Origin of the sequence: Chthonomonas sp. (assembly GCF_035294505.1) — a bacterium.
Taxonomy (GTDB): domain Bacteria; phylum Armatimonadota; class Chthonomonadetes; order Chthonomonadales; family Chthonomonadaceae; genus Chthonomonas.
The window spans coordinates 34529-49375 of the sequence record NZ_DATGKU010000154.1 but is presented as its reverse complement, the minus strand read 5'-3'; the positions used below and the strand labels follow the sequence as shown (position 1 = coordinate 49375).

13 protein-coding genes are annotated in these 14847 nt (G+C 55.4%); 8 read left to right on the top strand and 5 right to left on the bottom strand.

From position 1 onward, the window contains the following. Window positions 1-2 precede the first annotated feature (2 nt). The 8 genes from murC to VKV18_RS08690 all read left to right on the top strand — a co-directional run bounded on the left by murC (window position 3) and on the right by VKV18_RS08690 (window position 8261). Window positions 3-1421 (top strand): UDP-N-acetylmuramate--L-alanine ligase, encoded by a 1419-nt coding sequence (gene murC / locus VKV18_RS08725; RefSeq protein ID WP_324203819.1) that lies wholly within the window; start codon window positions 3-5, stop codon window positions 1419-1421. Further along, a complete protein-coding gene (locus VKV18_RS08720) occupies window positions 1418-2506 on the top strand; it encodes a D-alanine--D-alanine ligase (protein ID WP_324203818.1) in 1089 nt (362 codons plus the stop codon). The genes murC and VKV18_RS08720 overlap by 4 nt, the downstream gene beginning before the upstream one ends. Next, window positions 2496-3344: a cell division protein FtsQ/DivIB gene (locus VKV18_RS08715; protein ID WP_324203817.1), complete on the top strand. Its 849-nt coding sequence runs from the start codon at window positions 2496-2498 to the stop codon at window positions 3342-3344. The genes VKV18_RS08720 and VKV18_RS08715 overlap by 11 nt, the downstream gene beginning before the upstream one ends. Then, on the top strand, window positions 3341-4114 hold the full coding sequence (locus VKV18_RS08710; protein WP_324203816.1) for a DUF881 domain-containing protein: 774 nt from the start codon (window positions 3341-3343) through the stop codon (window positions 4112-4114). The genes VKV18_RS08715 and VKV18_RS08710 overlap by 4 nt, the downstream gene beginning before the upstream one ends. Then, window positions 4111-4569 carry a small basic family protein gene (locus VKV18_RS08705; protein ID WP_324201685.1) on the top strand — a complete coding sequence of 153 codons (459 nt, stop codon included), beginning with the start codon at window positions 4111-4113 and terminating at the stop codon, window positions 4567-4569. The genes VKV18_RS08710 and VKV18_RS08705 overlap by 4 nt, the downstream gene beginning before the upstream one ends. A 24-nt stretch (window positions 4570-4593) precedes the next feature. Beyond that, window positions 4594-5829, top strand: coding sequence for a cell division protein FtsA (gene ftsA / locus VKV18_RS08700; RefSeq protein WP_324203815.1), 1236 nt, complete (start codon window positions 4594-4596; stop codon window positions 5827-5829). A 62-nt stretch (window positions 5830-5891) separates the two neighbouring features. Beyond that, the gene (gene ftsZ / locus VKV18_RS08695; protein ID WP_324203814.1) at window positions 5892-7004 is read left to right on the top strand and encodes a cell division protein FtsZ; all 1113 of its coding nucleotides are present in this window, start codon (window positions 5892-5894) and stop codon (window positions 7002-7004) included. Between the two features lie 105 nt (window positions 7005-7109). Then, complete coding sequence (locus VKV18_RS08690; protein WP_324203813.1) at window positions 7110-8261, top strand: IscS subfamily cysteine desulfurase; 1152 nt, start codon at window positions 7110-7112, stop codon at window positions 8259-8261. Window positions 8262-8336: 75 nt separating this feature from the next. Here the strand turns inward: VKV18_RS08690 and VKV18_RS08685 are convergent, their stop codons facing one another. From VKV18_RS08685 to VKV18_RS08665, 5 genes are read right to left on the bottom strand one after another with little or no spacing between them, the layout of a single operon-like run. Continuing rightward, on the bottom strand, window positions 8337-9305 hold the full coding sequence (locus tag VKV18_RS08685) for a tyrosine recombinase (RefSeq protein ID WP_324203812.1): 969 nt from the start codon (window positions 9303-9305) through the stop codon (window positions 8337-8339). A gap of 4 nt (window positions 9306-9309) precedes the next feature. Continuing rightward, window positions 9310-10902 (bottom strand): hemolysin family protein, encoded by a 1593-nt coding sequence (locus VKV18_RS08680; RefSeq protein WP_324203811.1) that lies wholly within the window; start codon window positions 10900-10902, stop codon window positions 9310-9312. Between the two features lie 11 nt (window positions 10903-10913). Then, complete coding sequence (locus VKV18_RS08675; protein ID WP_324203810.1) at window positions 10914-11933, bottom strand: diacylglycerol kinase; 1020 nt, start codon at window positions 11931-11933, stop codon at window positions 10914-10916. Beyond that, on the bottom strand, window positions 11930-12385 hold the full coding sequence (gene ybeY, locus VKV18_RS08670; RefSeq protein ID WP_324203809.1) for an rRNA maturation RNase YbeY: 456 nt from the start codon (window positions 12383-12385) through the stop codon (window positions 11930-11932). The genes VKV18_RS08675 and ybeY overlap by 4 nt, the downstream gene beginning before the upstream one ends. Continuing rightward, a complete protein-coding gene (locus tag VKV18_RS08665) occupies window positions 12267-14726 on the bottom strand; it encodes an HDIG domain-containing metalloprotein (RefSeq protein WP_324203808.1) in 2460 nt (819 codons plus the stop codon). The genes ybeY and VKV18_RS08665 overlap by 119 nt, the downstream gene beginning before the upstream one ends. Between the last annotated feature and the right edge of the window lie 121 nt (window positions 14727-14847).

Sequence of the window (14847 nt, the reverse complement as noted above, 5' to 3'; positions counted from 1 at the left end):
CTATGCTCAAAGAGCTGCCAAAACATATTCATTTCATCGGCATTGCCGGTGTAGGGATGAGCGCCCTCGCCCAGTCGGCCTTGCGTAGAGGGGTAAAGGTAAGCGGTTCCGACCCTCATGCGCAGGCCGATTCCAACCCGGCCGTGGCCAGGCTTTTAAAGGAGGGTGCCGAGATATTCGATTTTCATGCGCGTGAAAACCTCGCGCCATCCGTTGAAATGGTGGTTGCCTCGGCTGCCGTTCCAGAAGACAATCCAGAGTTGCAAGAGGCCTATCGCAGAGGGCTGCCTGTCCTCTCGCGAGCGGCCTTTCTCGGTGCCCTCATGGACGAACACCCCGGCCCCACCCTGGCCGTAGCCGGCACACACGGCAAAACCACCACCACGGCGATGATCGGCGTTATGTTGCAACAGGCCGGCAAAAACCCTACCGTTTTCGTCGGCGCCGAAGTGCCTCAGCTCGGTGGGAACGCTCGTATCGGCGCGCCATCGGCTCCCTTCGTTACCGAAGCATGCGAAGCCTACGGCTCTTTTCTGCATCTTCATCCTCACTATGCCGTGATCACCAACATCGAGGCCGATCATTTGGACTACTATCAAACCCCAGAAAATGTGGTGAACGGCTTTCGCAATTTCGCTGCTCAAATCCGCTCTGCCGATGGGGCGCTGATCGTTTGCCGCGACGATCCGGGGGTGCAGCAGCTTCTCAAGACCTTCCACCCGCCCTGCGCCCTCTACACCTACAGCCTCAACGATGTTAAAATTCTAGAGGAGGGTCAACACACTCGCTTCCTTTGGAACTTTGGGGGGCGTGAGCTAACAATAACCCTTCCTCTTCCAGGCCGACATAATCTGCTCAACGCCCTTGCAGCCGCTATAACCGGACAGCTCTTCGGTCTTACCGAGACACAGATCGTGCAAGGACTGGCCGCATTTACCGGTGTGGAACGCCGACAGGAGCCGATCGGTACAGTGAGCCTGCCGAAGGGCACCATCCAGATTATAGATGACTATGCCCACCACCCAACGGAAATACATGCCACCTTTGCGGCCCAGCGTCAAGCCCACCCCTATTCTCGCCTTCTCGTGGTATTTCAACCCCATCTCTACAGTCGAACCCGAGACTTTCTCAACGAGTTCGCTGCAGCCCTCTCTGAAGCCGATGCGGTTATCGTTACCGATATCTACCCGGCACGTGAGCGCCCCATTCCCGGCGTGCGTGCAGCCGATATCGTGCATGGCGTCGTGCGTTTAAAACCCTCTATCCCGGCCATTTTCCTCCCCGATAAAACCGATGCTCCCAAAATGCTGCGCGCTTTAGCCCAGCCCGGCGATATCGTGCTGTTTCTTGGGGCCGGCGATATTCGGGAGGAAGCCATCACCTTCTTCCATCTTGTCCAGCAGGCAGGGCTTGCCGAATGAACCCGACCGATAGAAAATGCAAAGTACTCGTTTTAATGGGAGGCAACTCCTCCGAGCGAGCCGTCTCCCTGTCGAGCGGCAAAATGATTCTCGAAGCGCTCGATCCATCGCGCTACGAGGCCACCGGAGCCGACATGGACGCTCTGTTTCGCTTGGCCGTAGAGCATTTAGTGAGCCTGTCGGGAGCAGGAAAACCGCTGCCGGGCGCCGAATGGCTAGAAAAACAACTTCAGCGCTTTTTGCCTGCCCAAACCGTCGAGCGTCCCGATGTCGTTTTCATCGCCTTGCATGGGCGAAACGGGGAAGATGGCAGAGTTCAAGGCCTCCTCGATCTACTCGGCATACCCTACACGGGTTCAGGCGTTTTGGCCAGCGCTTTGGCAATGAACAAGCATATCTCCAAACAACTCTTTCGCGCTAACGGTCTACCGACCGTTCCCGACATCGCCGTGGCACGTGGAAAAATCCCACCGCTAACTTCGCTATTGGACAACATCGCGTCGCAATGGGGCGGCCTTCCTGTGTTCGTAAAGCCCAACGAAGAAGGCTCCAGCGTGGGGTGTACCCTTGTGGAACGTCCGGAACAGCTTGAGACCGCGATAGAAACCGCCCTCTACTACGATGCTTTGGCACTTATTGAACCGTATGTATCTGGCACCGAGATAACAGTAGGCGTTCTGGAACACCCGGAGTCCGGCGACTTGGAAGCGTTGCCGGTTGTGGAGATAGTTCCGAAATCGGTTTATTATGATTATAATAGCAAATACACTATTGGTGGTAGTGAGCATATCCTCCCGGCACGGCTTCCTTCGGAGGTGCTTGCAAAAGCCCAGCAGGTTGCACTACGCTGCCATGAGCTATTGGGATGCCGTGGAATGTCCCGAACCGACATGATCGTCAAGAACCAGGAACCGTTGGTTTTAGAAGTGAACACGATTCCGGGCATGACGCCTACAAGTCTCTTACCCGATGCGGCTGCCTTTGCCGGAATTTCGTTTACCGATCTGGTTGAGCGGCTCATCCGCTGTGCCCTCCGCCATGCGGCTATCCCAAAACAGGAGACGACCACGGCTTATGATGGCTGATCTCCCCCCAAAGAGTTATCGTCCGACAGCACAAAAACGTCGGCGCGTGGTGGGCACGCTGTCGCTCCTCTTTTTCATCGAGGTGACCTGTGCCCTCTTCACCTCGCCCTATTTGCGTGTACGCAACGTGACCCTCAAGGGGCTTTCCGGCCTATCGCCCCAAGAGATCGCACAAACCCAACAAACAGCCGCAAAGCTGTTGAGGCATAACTGGTTTTTAGCGCCCACAAGTTCGGTTCGCCGAGCACTGCACCATTTGCCATGGGTGCGTTCGGTGCATCTTGTTCGCCATTTCCCGCACACCTTGCAGCTGGTCATCGGCACACGTCAGCCCTTTTGCCGCCTCGTTGTCGGCTCCACAACCTACGAAATGGATGACGAAGGAGTGCCCATTCGATTAGCGCGCAGCTCTCTGCCTACCCTACCCACTATCCGTTTGCCGCAAGAGACCGTGGTTTGCGGCAAACCGCTCGATGACATAGAGATCGGCGCTTTACTTATCATTCTCAAACAGAGTCGAATAGAAAATCATCCTGCCATTGCAGGCGTGGAGGTTGATTCTGAGCGAAATATATGCTTAAATATGTCAGATGGTATGCGAGTGCTCTTCGGCCAGGCGGAGGAAATAGAACAGAAAATCGCTCTCTTGAATCGGATTTATGAACTACAACCTAACGTTGCACAACTACTTTCTGTTGTCAATCTTACGTGTCCATCGCATCCGGCGGGCATTCCGCGGCTCGCTTATCTGAAAGCGACCTCCCAACCGGAGGCGTCGAGCACAGCCCATTCCATGCCACTATCGCCAAGGAACGAACGGAGCAAAACGCAAGGATGAACATTTTTACCTCTAACATAAGTCACCGATCCTTTATTTGGCAGCTCACGGCGCTCTGCTTCATCTTAGGGCTTATTCTTTCGGCTACTTGGCGAGTTGTTACCCAGTTCTCTCGTGCCGGCACAGGCCCCCAACGCGAAGGGTTCGTCTACGGTAGCAGCATGGATACGGCCAAAAAACTTGAGGACTACCAAAGCGAAATTAAGCACCTTCGAGATGAAAACCAAAAACTCAACGACGAGCTTGCCCGTCGAAGGGGTGGCGCCGACACCATCAACCAAGAGCTAAAGGACGCCCGCAAATTCGCAGGGCTAACCGATCTTGTCGGCCCCGGTGTCGAGGTGATCCTCAACGACAACACAAAACAGTCGGTCTCCGCAAATGAACCTTACACCATGCAAAACCTCATTCATGACACGGATATTGAAGAGGTCGTTAACGAACTGCGCGCCTCCGGTGCCGAAGCCATTGCCGTGAACGGTCAGCGCATTGTAGCCACAAGCGCCATTCGCTGCGTGGGGCCTGTCATCCAGGTAAACGGTGTGCCTACCACACCTCCCTATGTCATCCAGGCCATTGGGGACCCCAATGCTCTTTGGGGTGGCTTAAATCTGCCGGGCGGTCTTTTGCAACAACTTCGCGAAGTTAGCCCCACCATGGTTAAGGTAGAACGAATTCAGAAACTCCATATTCCTGCCTACGCGGGCAGTACCCAAATGCGTTATGGTCGTGTGCCAGCATCTTCCGATGTAAACGAGACACCAAAATGAAATCTTGGCAAGTTCTTTTACCGGTAACCGGTCTCATTGCCGGTGCAGCGATGGGAACGGAGGCCTTCTCACTGTTCAAATGGCAAGTTCCGCCTCAATTGGCCCCCTATCTGTCGCTGGCCGCCCTCGCCGGTCTAGATACTGTGTTCGGAGGCATACGTGCCGGCATCGAAGGCCGTTTTCAAAACGATATCTTTACGAGCGGGTTCATCCTTAATACCTTGCTGGCCGCTCTGCTCGCCTGGATCGGCGATCATCTCGGCATTAACTTGGCCTTTGTGGCCGTTCTCGTCCTCGGAGCGCGGGTGTTCAACAACCTCTCTCTCATCCGGCGCTACTATCTGAACAACCTTGCGCTGGCCAGAAAACGCCAGCAGGAAGAAGCCGCCGCTCAGCAAGCCGGCTATAATCCCGCTCCGATCACCCCAAAATCGGAGATCGGTGAAGGAATCTAAATCTTATGACACGGAACGGATAGCGTGCCCAAAAAGCCAACAATTGCCGCACTCGATATAGGAACCACCAAAATATGTGCGCTTATCGCTGAGCTGCACGGTCCCCAAGAGATCGTGGTGACCGGTATAGGGTTGGAGCCGTCTCAGGGGATCAAGCGAGGGGTCGTTGTGGATTTAGAGGCCACCGCTCGCTCGGTAGAACAGGCGCTCTCGAAAGCTGTGCAACAGGCCGGTTACGATATTGAGGCTGCCTATGTAGGGGTCACAGGGGAACATATCGCCTCTTTAAACAGTGAGGGCAGCATTACCATCTCCCAACCCAATCATGAGATCACACCGGCGGATGTCGCCCATGCCGTTCAGGTGGCCCGCAACATCACGCTGCCGCCAGACAGACGCATCCTTCATACCATTCCGCGCGGCTTTACCGTAGATGGGCAATGCGGCATTCGCGACCCTATAGGCTTAAGTGGAAAGCAGCTCGAGGTAAGCCTGCATATCGTACATGGGGCCACAACTTTTCTGGAAAACGTCGAGAAGTGCGTGAGGCGGGCGGGAGTTGCCGTTATCGAGTCGGTTCTCGAACCGATCGCCACCGCAGAAGCCGTGCTGCTGGAAGCGGAGAAGGAACTTGGCGTCTGTTTGGTGGATATTGGAGGCGGTACATCGGATGTGGCGGTGTTTCAAAATGGAGCCATCTGTCACTCCTCTGTTGTTCCCATCGGGGGCAACCATGTGACAAACGATCTTGCCTACGGCTTAACCGTCGCCCCGGAAGAGGCTGAAAGGCTCAAAACCGAAAGCGGCAGCGCTTCGCCCAAACTCGTCATCGAGGATGAACTTGTGCAAGTCCACCAGTTGGGACGGGAAAAATCGAGACGACTTCCTCGTATGGAGCTGGTGCATATTATTGAGCCTCGCATGCAAGAGCTTTTCGAGATGGTGCGAGACGATCTAAAATCGGAGGGCCTGTTAGGCCAGGTGCCCGCAGGCCTCGTGCTAAGCGGTGGCGGAAGCCTTTTGGCCGGGTGTGAAGAGGTGGCTCACGATGTGCTGGCCTTGCCGGTGCGGCTGGGCACCCCGGCGCGACTTGGTGGACTGGGTGAGACTTTGACCCACCCCATGTATGCCACAGCCGTAGGGCTTCTGCGCTATGGCGCCGAACGCCAGTTGAAAGCACCGATGCAGGCTTCTTACCGCCGAGCGACAGGACTACTGCCAGGCCTGCTTAAATGGTTTCGTAGGCTTTTCGATGTATAGCTTATCTAACGGATAGGGGCGCAAACTAACACACGAAATATTAAAGGGGGATATACCTGCCGATGATAAATAATAACCTGATTGGAAGCAATCTGCCCGACCTCGGTTCCGCACGTATCAAAGTCGTTGGTGTTGGCGGTGGTGGCACCAACGCGGTGAACCGCATGATTGAGGCCGGCCTTACGGGCGTCGAGTTCATTGCAATGAATACCGACGTCCAGGTGCTTAACATCTCCAAAGCGAACCGCAAACTTCAGCTCGGGGAAAACTCCACGCGCGGCTTGGGAGCCGGCGGTGACCCGAACTTGGGGCGCACGGCCGCCGAAGAGAGCAAAAGCGAGATCAAAAAAGTGCTCGACGGGGCAGATATGGTCTTTATTACTGCCGGCATGGGCGGTGGAACCGGCACGGGCGCGGCGCCTATCATCGCCGAAATTGCACGGGAGATCGGCGCCCTTACCGTGGCCGTTGTCACAAAGCCTTTTAAGTTTGAAGGCCCTCTACGCGAACGCCTCGCCGAAGAGGGCATCGAGACCCTGAAAGCACGTGTGGATACCATCATCGTGGTGCCAAACCAACGCCTTCTCTCGATAAGCGATCGCCATATGACGCTGGTAGACGCCTTCAAAACCGCCGATGATGTTCTCCGCCAAGGCGTTCAAGGCATCTCCGACATCATCACCATCCCCGGTATGATCAACGTGGACTTCGCCGATGTGAAAGCCATCATGACCGGCGCCGGCCCGGCACTTATGGGCATCGGAATGGCCGAAGGCGACCACCGTGCCGTCGAAGCGGCCCAAATGGCCGTCTCCTCCCAACTGCTAGAAACCAGCATCAACGGGGCTACCCGCGTGCTTGTGAATGTGACATCGGGCAACGACCTTACCCTCTCCGAGTTCAATGAGGCTGCCGACCAGATCGCACAACTGTGCGACCAGCGCGATGCGAATATCATCTACGGATGGGTTCCAGACCCCAGCATGGAGGGCGCTGTGCGCATCACCGTGCTCGCCACCGGTTTTGGCAGTGTGGACAGTCGGCCGCAGCAGCCGACGGGGCAACAGCCTTCCTCCACTCAGAAACCGGCCCCGCCCCAGCCAACCAAACCGCAGGAGCCAGAACGGGTTACGCCCGAAGATATTGATATTCCCGCCTTTCTCCGACGGCGCTAGCGCCTGCATGGGAACAACTCTCTCCTCCGATGAGTAGAGTTATACCGGTATACCCGAAAGAGAGATTGAGGGCGTTATCGTTTAAGCGTCGCCGGAAAACCTGCTGTGGCAACGAACAAGATAATCTATCTGGATCATGCGGCTACCACCCCCGTCGAGCCGGAGGTGTTAGAGGCGATGTTGCCTTGGCTTCAAGAGAGCTTTGGCAACCCCTCTAGCATCCATCGGCTTGGACGTGAGGCGCGGGCCGCTCTCGATTCGGCGCGCGATTCGGTAGCTGCTCTTATCGGGGCCGACTACAGCGAAATCTACTTCACCTCAAGCGGCACCGAGGCCGACAACCTGGCCATTATCGGCACCATGTTAGCAGCCCCACCCTTCAAAAACCATCTTGTGGTCTCCGCTATAGAACACCATGCTGTGCTCCATTCCGCTCACTTTTTGGAGACGCTCGGCTATCGGGTGACGGTGGTTCCGGTAAATCCCGATGGGGTGGTAGAGCCTCAGGCCGTTGCCGAAGCCATTACCGACTCTACGACACTTGTCTCCATCATGCACGCCAACAACGAGATCGGAACGATACAGCCCATTGCCGAGATAGCCGCCATCGCACATGAGCGGGGAGCGCTTTTTCATACAGATGCCGTGCAAACAGCGGGTCTTCTCCCCATCCATGTACGCGAACTGAATTGCGACCTTCTTTCCCTTAGCGCTCATAAGCTCTACGGCCCTAAAGGGGCCGGTGCCCTCTATATTCGTCAGGGGCTGAAAGTATCCCCCATCCTCTATGGTGGGTCGCAGGAAAGGGAAAAACGAGCCGGTACCGAGAATGTGGCGGCCCTTGTTGGCTTTGGTAAAGCGGCAGAACTTGCGATGGCGCAGCGCCAAAACGATGCCGTAACCATCGCAGCACTTCGCGATAGGCTCCAACAGAAACTTCTAGAGGGATGCCCAGACCTCCGCATAAATGGCCATCGGCACAACCACCTTCCGGGCCTTCTTAACGTTTCCGTGGAAGGCATTGAGGGCGCGACCCTGCTGATGAATCTCGACCGTCTCGGCATTGCCGTCTCCAGCGGGGCCGCCTGCTCCTCCGGCTCCATCGAGCCTTCTCATGTTCTTTTAGCCCTCGGACTTCCGCGTTCTCTTGCAGCAAGCGGCATTCGCTTTAGCATTGGCCGTCACAACACCGTAGACGAGATAGATCACGCCGCCGAGGCCTATCTCTCCGTCGTTCATCGGCTTAGGCGGAATTGAACAACTATCCAACCATTTCTTTTTTGCGTTTATTATTAGTAGAAGTAATTTGTCAATAAAAAGCAGTTTTTTTCTTCACTTCGCCCGTGGATGCTTCTGCTTGTAGACCTCTTTCAGCCGAAGATTGCTGACGTGGGTGTAGATTTCGGTGGTGGTGATTTGGCGATGCCCCAAAAGCTCTTGAATGGTGCGCAGATCGGCCCCCTGCGACAATAGATGCGTGGCAAAAGAGTGGCGGATGACGTGAGGAGAAACCGGCTCATGAATCTCCGCTTTGGTAGCTCGCTCGCGCAATATCAGCCGCACCTGCACACGGGTTAACATTCCGCCGCGTTGGTTCGGAAATAGATAGGGGCTTGCCGCTTCCTTCAGCCCGATTCCGGTGGCGCGTGGTCGGCCCCGTTTACGCTCACGAGGAACAGGCTCTTGGCCGGTCTGCAATACCTGTCGTCTTTTTTCCAAGTAAAGCGCCAAATAATCGGCCGCTGTTTTCCCCATGGGCACCAGTCGCTCCTTGCGCCCCTTTCCGTAACAGCGGATCATCCCCGACTCCCAATCCACATCGTCAACGGTAAGTGCGCAAAGCTCGGATACCCTTAGGCCGGTAGCGTAAAGCAGTTCACAAAGCGCCTGATCGCGCAGGGAACGCGGGTCTTGAGGGTCTGGAATATGCAACAGCCGTTCCACACTGTCCATCGAAAGCGCACGTGGCAACCGTGCCGGGCGTTTTCGGCTAGGGATGTTGGCCATGAAATCGTCTTTGCGCGCACCGGCTACCACCAAATAGCGTGCGAAAGAGTGTAAAGCCCCAAGTTTTCGCGCAATGCTGTTTTCAGAAAACTTCTGTTCCTGCATCTGCGCAATCCAGGCCAGCACGTGCGTCTCGGTGAGGTCCACCACGGTGCGGGCACCGCGTTGCAGGGCTAAGAGGAGAAACTGCCCCAGGTCTGTACGATAGCCTGCCACCGTGTTTTGCGAAAAACCACGTTCTCGCGCAATATAGCTCAGAAAATCCTCCACATAGCTATGCAACTCACTTGGCATGGCTCTATCTCTCCAAACCGCTTGGTTTTTCTTCCTGCGTCTTATCGTTCACCACTGCCTGCTCATCATCCACCTCCTCGTTCTCCGCCTGAGGTGGTATTGGCAGCTCCATTTTCACTTTGGTAATGCGTCGCCCATCGGTAGCTTCCACACAGAAGCGAATCCCCTCGTAAACCACCTCTTCGCCTGCCTGGGCCTGCCGTCCCAAAAGAGCAAACACAAACCCGCCGATGGTATCGGCCTCCTCCTCAGGGAGATGAAGCTCGAACCGTTCGTTAATGTCTTCTAGGCTCATACGCCCGTCGAGAAGATAGGTGTGGCTATCAATCTCACTAACCATCGGCTCTTCCGTATCGTATTCATCCTGAATATCGCCCACAATCTCCTCAAGCAGGTCTTCGATGGTGACCAAGCCCGATGTGACCCCATATTCATCGCGCACGATGGCGATCTGCTGGCGGCTTCTGCGGAACTCCGATAGCAGCTCGCCGATCTTCTTGGTCTCTGGAATAAAGTAGGCCGGACGCATGATGCGCCGTATATCCCCCTCGCCTGCCTCCGTGCTTACGGTGAGACCGAGCAAATCCTTCGCATGCACAATGCCGATAATGTTATCCATATCGCCTTCATAGATCGGAATACGTGAATGCCCCGACTCCCCGATGAGGCGAACAAGTTCCGATAACGAACCTCCTATCTCAAAGGCCGTAATGTCAATGCGTGGGGTCATCACTTTACGCACAGGCGTATCGCCGAAATCGAGAATCGACTCGATCATCTCGGTCTCTTCAGCTTCCAGAACCCCCTGCTTTTCGCTGGCCTCCACCAACAGCTTGATCTCCTCTTCGTTGATCGCCGGCGGAGAGAAGCTGGCCGTCCCGCCAAAGGGCTTTAGCACAAGGTTAGACAGGGCGGTAAGTAACGAGACGGCAGGAACTAGCAAGGTTTGCAACCAACTGAGCGGATAGACCGCCACCAACGCAATGCGCTCCGCATACTGCAAGCCTAAACTTTTCGGCGCAACCTCCCCGACAACAAGCGTTAGCACCGCTACAGGTAAGGTAACAACCAGCAGGGCGATGGTGCCGGCATACAAGGCAAACACCGTAGGCAGGTGCGCTCGCAACCAGTCGGCTAAGGGTTCCACCGTGCTACTCGCGGCCAAGCCGGAGGAGAGTGTGGCGACCACAGTAACCCCGATCTGTATGGTGGCCATCAGCCGAGTGAGCTGTTCACCCGATGTCATCTTCAGCGCCAACTGGGCGCTGCGCAGCCCTTCGTCTGCAAGTTGATGTAACCGGGTTTTGCGCACCATAATAAGAGCGTATTCCGCCATGGCAAACAGACCGTTCACCAGAATGAGCAGAAACGCAATAAAAAGCGCAATGAGCATTTGAGAGGGTCTCGGCGTCGTTGTAGCCGGCAAAGAAGAGACCGTAAGACGATCATTTGGACGGGCAAGTAGCGCCTGAGTTGCCCCTACAAGTACCATTCCCACCACAACGCCCCATACCCAGCGCACGCCGGTTCGGGGCTGCGGACTCGGAACCTCCGTTTCGGATGGCCGTTTAGAACGATGTCTCTTTTTTCGGTTCATGGCAAGCATGGTTAATGACTCGAAGACGGGTCTAAAGCGCGCTCATTTATTTTATGCGGCGTCTGTGAAAGCTGGTCTGAGGGTCTACCCACGCTGTGCATCGCTGCAGCAGGCGATGTTACACGGTGCATTGTCCAGCTGCGAACGAGCGGCATGAGTCGAAAGACCAGGGAGGTAAGAAAAATGGCGATGACAGCACCAAGAATGACCTCTCTCACGGAATGAACTCCTGCCTCTACTCGGCTATGCGCGATAAGCACGGCCAACAACACGGCAAGCACGGCAATGTAAGAGTTGGCAGCGGTAAAGAAGATGGTCATGGCCAGAAGAAAGCCGAGAGCCGTGTGCCCGCTGATGATGCCGCCATGCCAGGGGGAGCCGGTGTTACTTAGCAGTTTGGAGATAATGACCAATAACGCGAGCGCCACAACCCCGATAACGACCACCTGAACGATGTCGGGGCCTGTGTTCTGACGCATCTGTTCCTGAATCTGCACCAGCTTCTTTTGGCCGAAGAAGATAAGAACTCCGGCGATGATAGCGTTCATAGCGGAGAGCAGCACCGCCCCAGCCGCGACATCCTTGGCCAACTTCGCGGCCGGGTTATAGTGCTCGGTCACCATATCCACGATGATCTCGACCGCGGTATTGAACATCTCCGACACAATAACCAGCGTAATGGCAAACAGCAGCACGAGCATGTCGCGGTTATCGAAATTAAGCAGCAGGCCTGAAAGTAGAACGGCCACGAGCACGATAAAGTGAATTCGCATGTTCCGCTGAGTACGGAAGCAGTGCAAAATGCCGTCTTGTGCGTTGCGGAAACCGACGAAGGCACCCGTACGCTGCGATAGAGGTCTATTATCGCTTTCGAAGTAGCTGCGAACTAATCGTAGAACCGATAGAGGCTCTTTTACCGGTTCAGCCTGGTCTGAACCATCCACACGTTTAGGCCGAGAGCGGCGCTTTGGCGCGGTAAGCTCCCGATCTATAGAGGGACCCGGAGGGGTCTCCATTTTTTCCTGGCTCATAACTTCTCCACGGGGTCTAAGGAAACCCCCAGTATCTCGCGCTCTTTCAGGCGCATGATCGCCGCACCTTGTTCCGTTTCGTCCTCATAGCCGAGAAGATGAAGCGTGCCGTGTACGGCTAAGAGAGCTAGTTCATCGGCAAGAGCCATACGATGCTGTTGCGCCTGACGAAAAGCCGTATCCACAGAGATAACGACGTCGCCTAGCAGCTGAGGAAGATTATCGGCAGATGTTATGGACGTCGGATCAGGCTCGGTGTGCTGGCCAAAAGAGAGCACATCGGTAGGAGAGTCTTTTCCTCGATACAAGAGGTTAAGTTGATGCACTTCTGCATCATTTGTCAGCAGAATGCTCACTTCGGCGCGGCTCTTTCCTTCGCTTTGAAGGAGTTGACGCACGGCGCGTCGAAGGGGGAGCGTCGGAACTCTCTTGGGATAGTTGCGACAAATCATGATGGGCATAGGTTTCTAGTTCGGCCTCCGCTGCTTCAGGGACGATCGAGGAGAGCACCGATGCTTCGGCATCGAGGTAGGGTTCAAGCAGCAACGAAGAGCTAACATCCTTTCTCTCGATCTCCCGTTCAATGGGAAGGTTTGCATCAAAGGTCACGAGTGCGTCTGGCTTTGCAGGGGCAGAGCCTTGATTGGGATAGGGTACGCGACGATGACAAATGGCCTGAAGGATTCTCAAAAAAGCATCGGAAATGAGGCGCATATCCCGAAATGTTAGGGGGCATTCGTCGAACTGCCCGTCTTCGGCTTTATGATGAAGTATCTCCTCCACAAGCCGATTCAGCTGTTCCGGATCGGGGTTTTCCAGACTACGCGCTGCGGCTTCCACCGAATCCGCCATCATAACAATGGCGGCCTCTCGTGTCTGTGGTTTAGGGCCTGGGTAACGGAATCGGTTTTCAAAACCGGGAGGCATCTCATCTCCTCCCCCATTGTCCATGAGAGCACGGTGATAAAAGTAGCTGATGAGCGTTGTACCGTGATGCTGTTCGATAATGTCGCATATCTCCTGCGGAAGCCTTGCCGCTTTAGCGATCTTCACCCCATCACGCACATGAGCAATAATGATAATTGCCGATAAAGAGGGACTTAAACGGCTATGAACGTTCTCACGCCGTTGGTTCTCCACGAAAAACTCGGGGTGATCCATCTTTCCGATATCGTGATAGTACCCCCCGATTCGACACAGCAGAGCGTCAGCCCCAATGGCTCTCGCTGCCGCCTCTGCCAACGTACCCACCATCATGCTGTGGGCATAGGTGCCTGGGGCCAACGTACAAAGTTTCTGTAATAGAGGATGATCGGTAGAGGAAAGCTCCATGAGCAGGGAAGGGGTTAACAGGCCAAAAGGTTTTTCAAGGGCCAATGTGCCTATCCAATAGAGGAAGGTGGCCACCGGTGCGGTTAAAATAACCGCCCACAACGTGCCCCGCAGCATATCCGCCGGCTCGTCGTCGAAGAGCATTCCCAACAGCCACACCATGGCCACATTCACAATGGCCAGTGTGAGCAGCAGCATGAGAAGCCGGTTTTTGCGTTTCGTCACCTGAACGCCCATAATTCCAACAAGGCCGCTTACCAACGTCATCACCGTGAAGCGTACCTCATGATTCATCAAAATACCCGTCAACGCTGCCATAACGGCCACCAATAGAACGGCTAAGTTCATATCAATAAGGGCACAGACCAGCATGCCCATTGCCGTTACACTGGCGATACTGAGATAGCCGGGCTGACCGTTCGACACGGTCATACCGAACAGCACGGCTCCCGCTTTTAGACCGAACACGGCCAGTACAACAATCGTCCATAGCAGCGCCATGCGCCTGCGATTCCTGTAGACCTGGGGCAGATTCACAGCGATATAGTAGTTAATGGCCAGAACCATGAGGACGGTCAGAACGGCAATGGCCACGTTCGTGGCCAACTCCTCTCGCGGATTCACCAAACCAAGCGCCGTGAGCTTATCCAACGCCTGTTGGGTAACGATCTCGCCCGGCGCCAAAATGCGATCGCCCATGAAGACACGGTCAATATAGGGGCGCACGGAGTGCATGGCGGCTTCACGCGCACGCTCTGTTTTGCGCGCATCGAAATGCAGATTGGGACGAAGAGCATGCTCGATGACCATGCGGGCTATCACGCGATCTTGGGCGTCTGGCAGCGCGTTGTCGAGCGCCTCACCGGTCTGCACAATGGCATCTTTTAAGTCGGGACCTTGGTCGCGTATCTCTCGCTCCATCGCGGCGCTTACAAGATGGCTCGTTACCTGTTGCAGTCGCTGAAACACAGGCTCTGGCAGTGTAAGCATCCGCCGCAAGGCATCGGAAGGCAGCAAGGAAGTGAATTGAGAAGAGACCACCGCATTATGAAGGTCTATGGCACGAATAGGGTTATGGGCTTGAAGAGCCGTACGTTCTGCCTGCATCCGTTCAAAGAGTTGCGCAACCGTGCGCAGCGCTTGCACATTGGCCTTGTCATCGGGGTCGAAAACGGGGCGAACGGCTTCCGCTGCCGCCTCTTGGAGACGACGAGTTTTGGTGGTATCCACATAAAACACACTGCGACCGGCGCGTATTTCTCGCGGGCTTACCTCGCCGACACGCAGGTAGATATGCCCTGCCCCCGGCTGGTAGGCCAGCAGGAGCGTCAAAAGGAGGATGGTGCCAACGATCAGGAGGGGCGAGAAGATACGGGTCAGGTGTCGTTCCTGATTCTCTTGGCGCTCACGAAACGCGAGAAACGGCCGTGAATGCAGCAGTTTTTTAAAAGGTTTTATCATAGGCAATCGGGCCTATACATTCAGACGCCCCTCTTAGAAGGCTAAGACGTGCACTTTCTACGTCTATTTTCGGTAGCCCTCGTCGCTCGATGCAGCAAACGGCACCTAGGCCCAGCCTGCA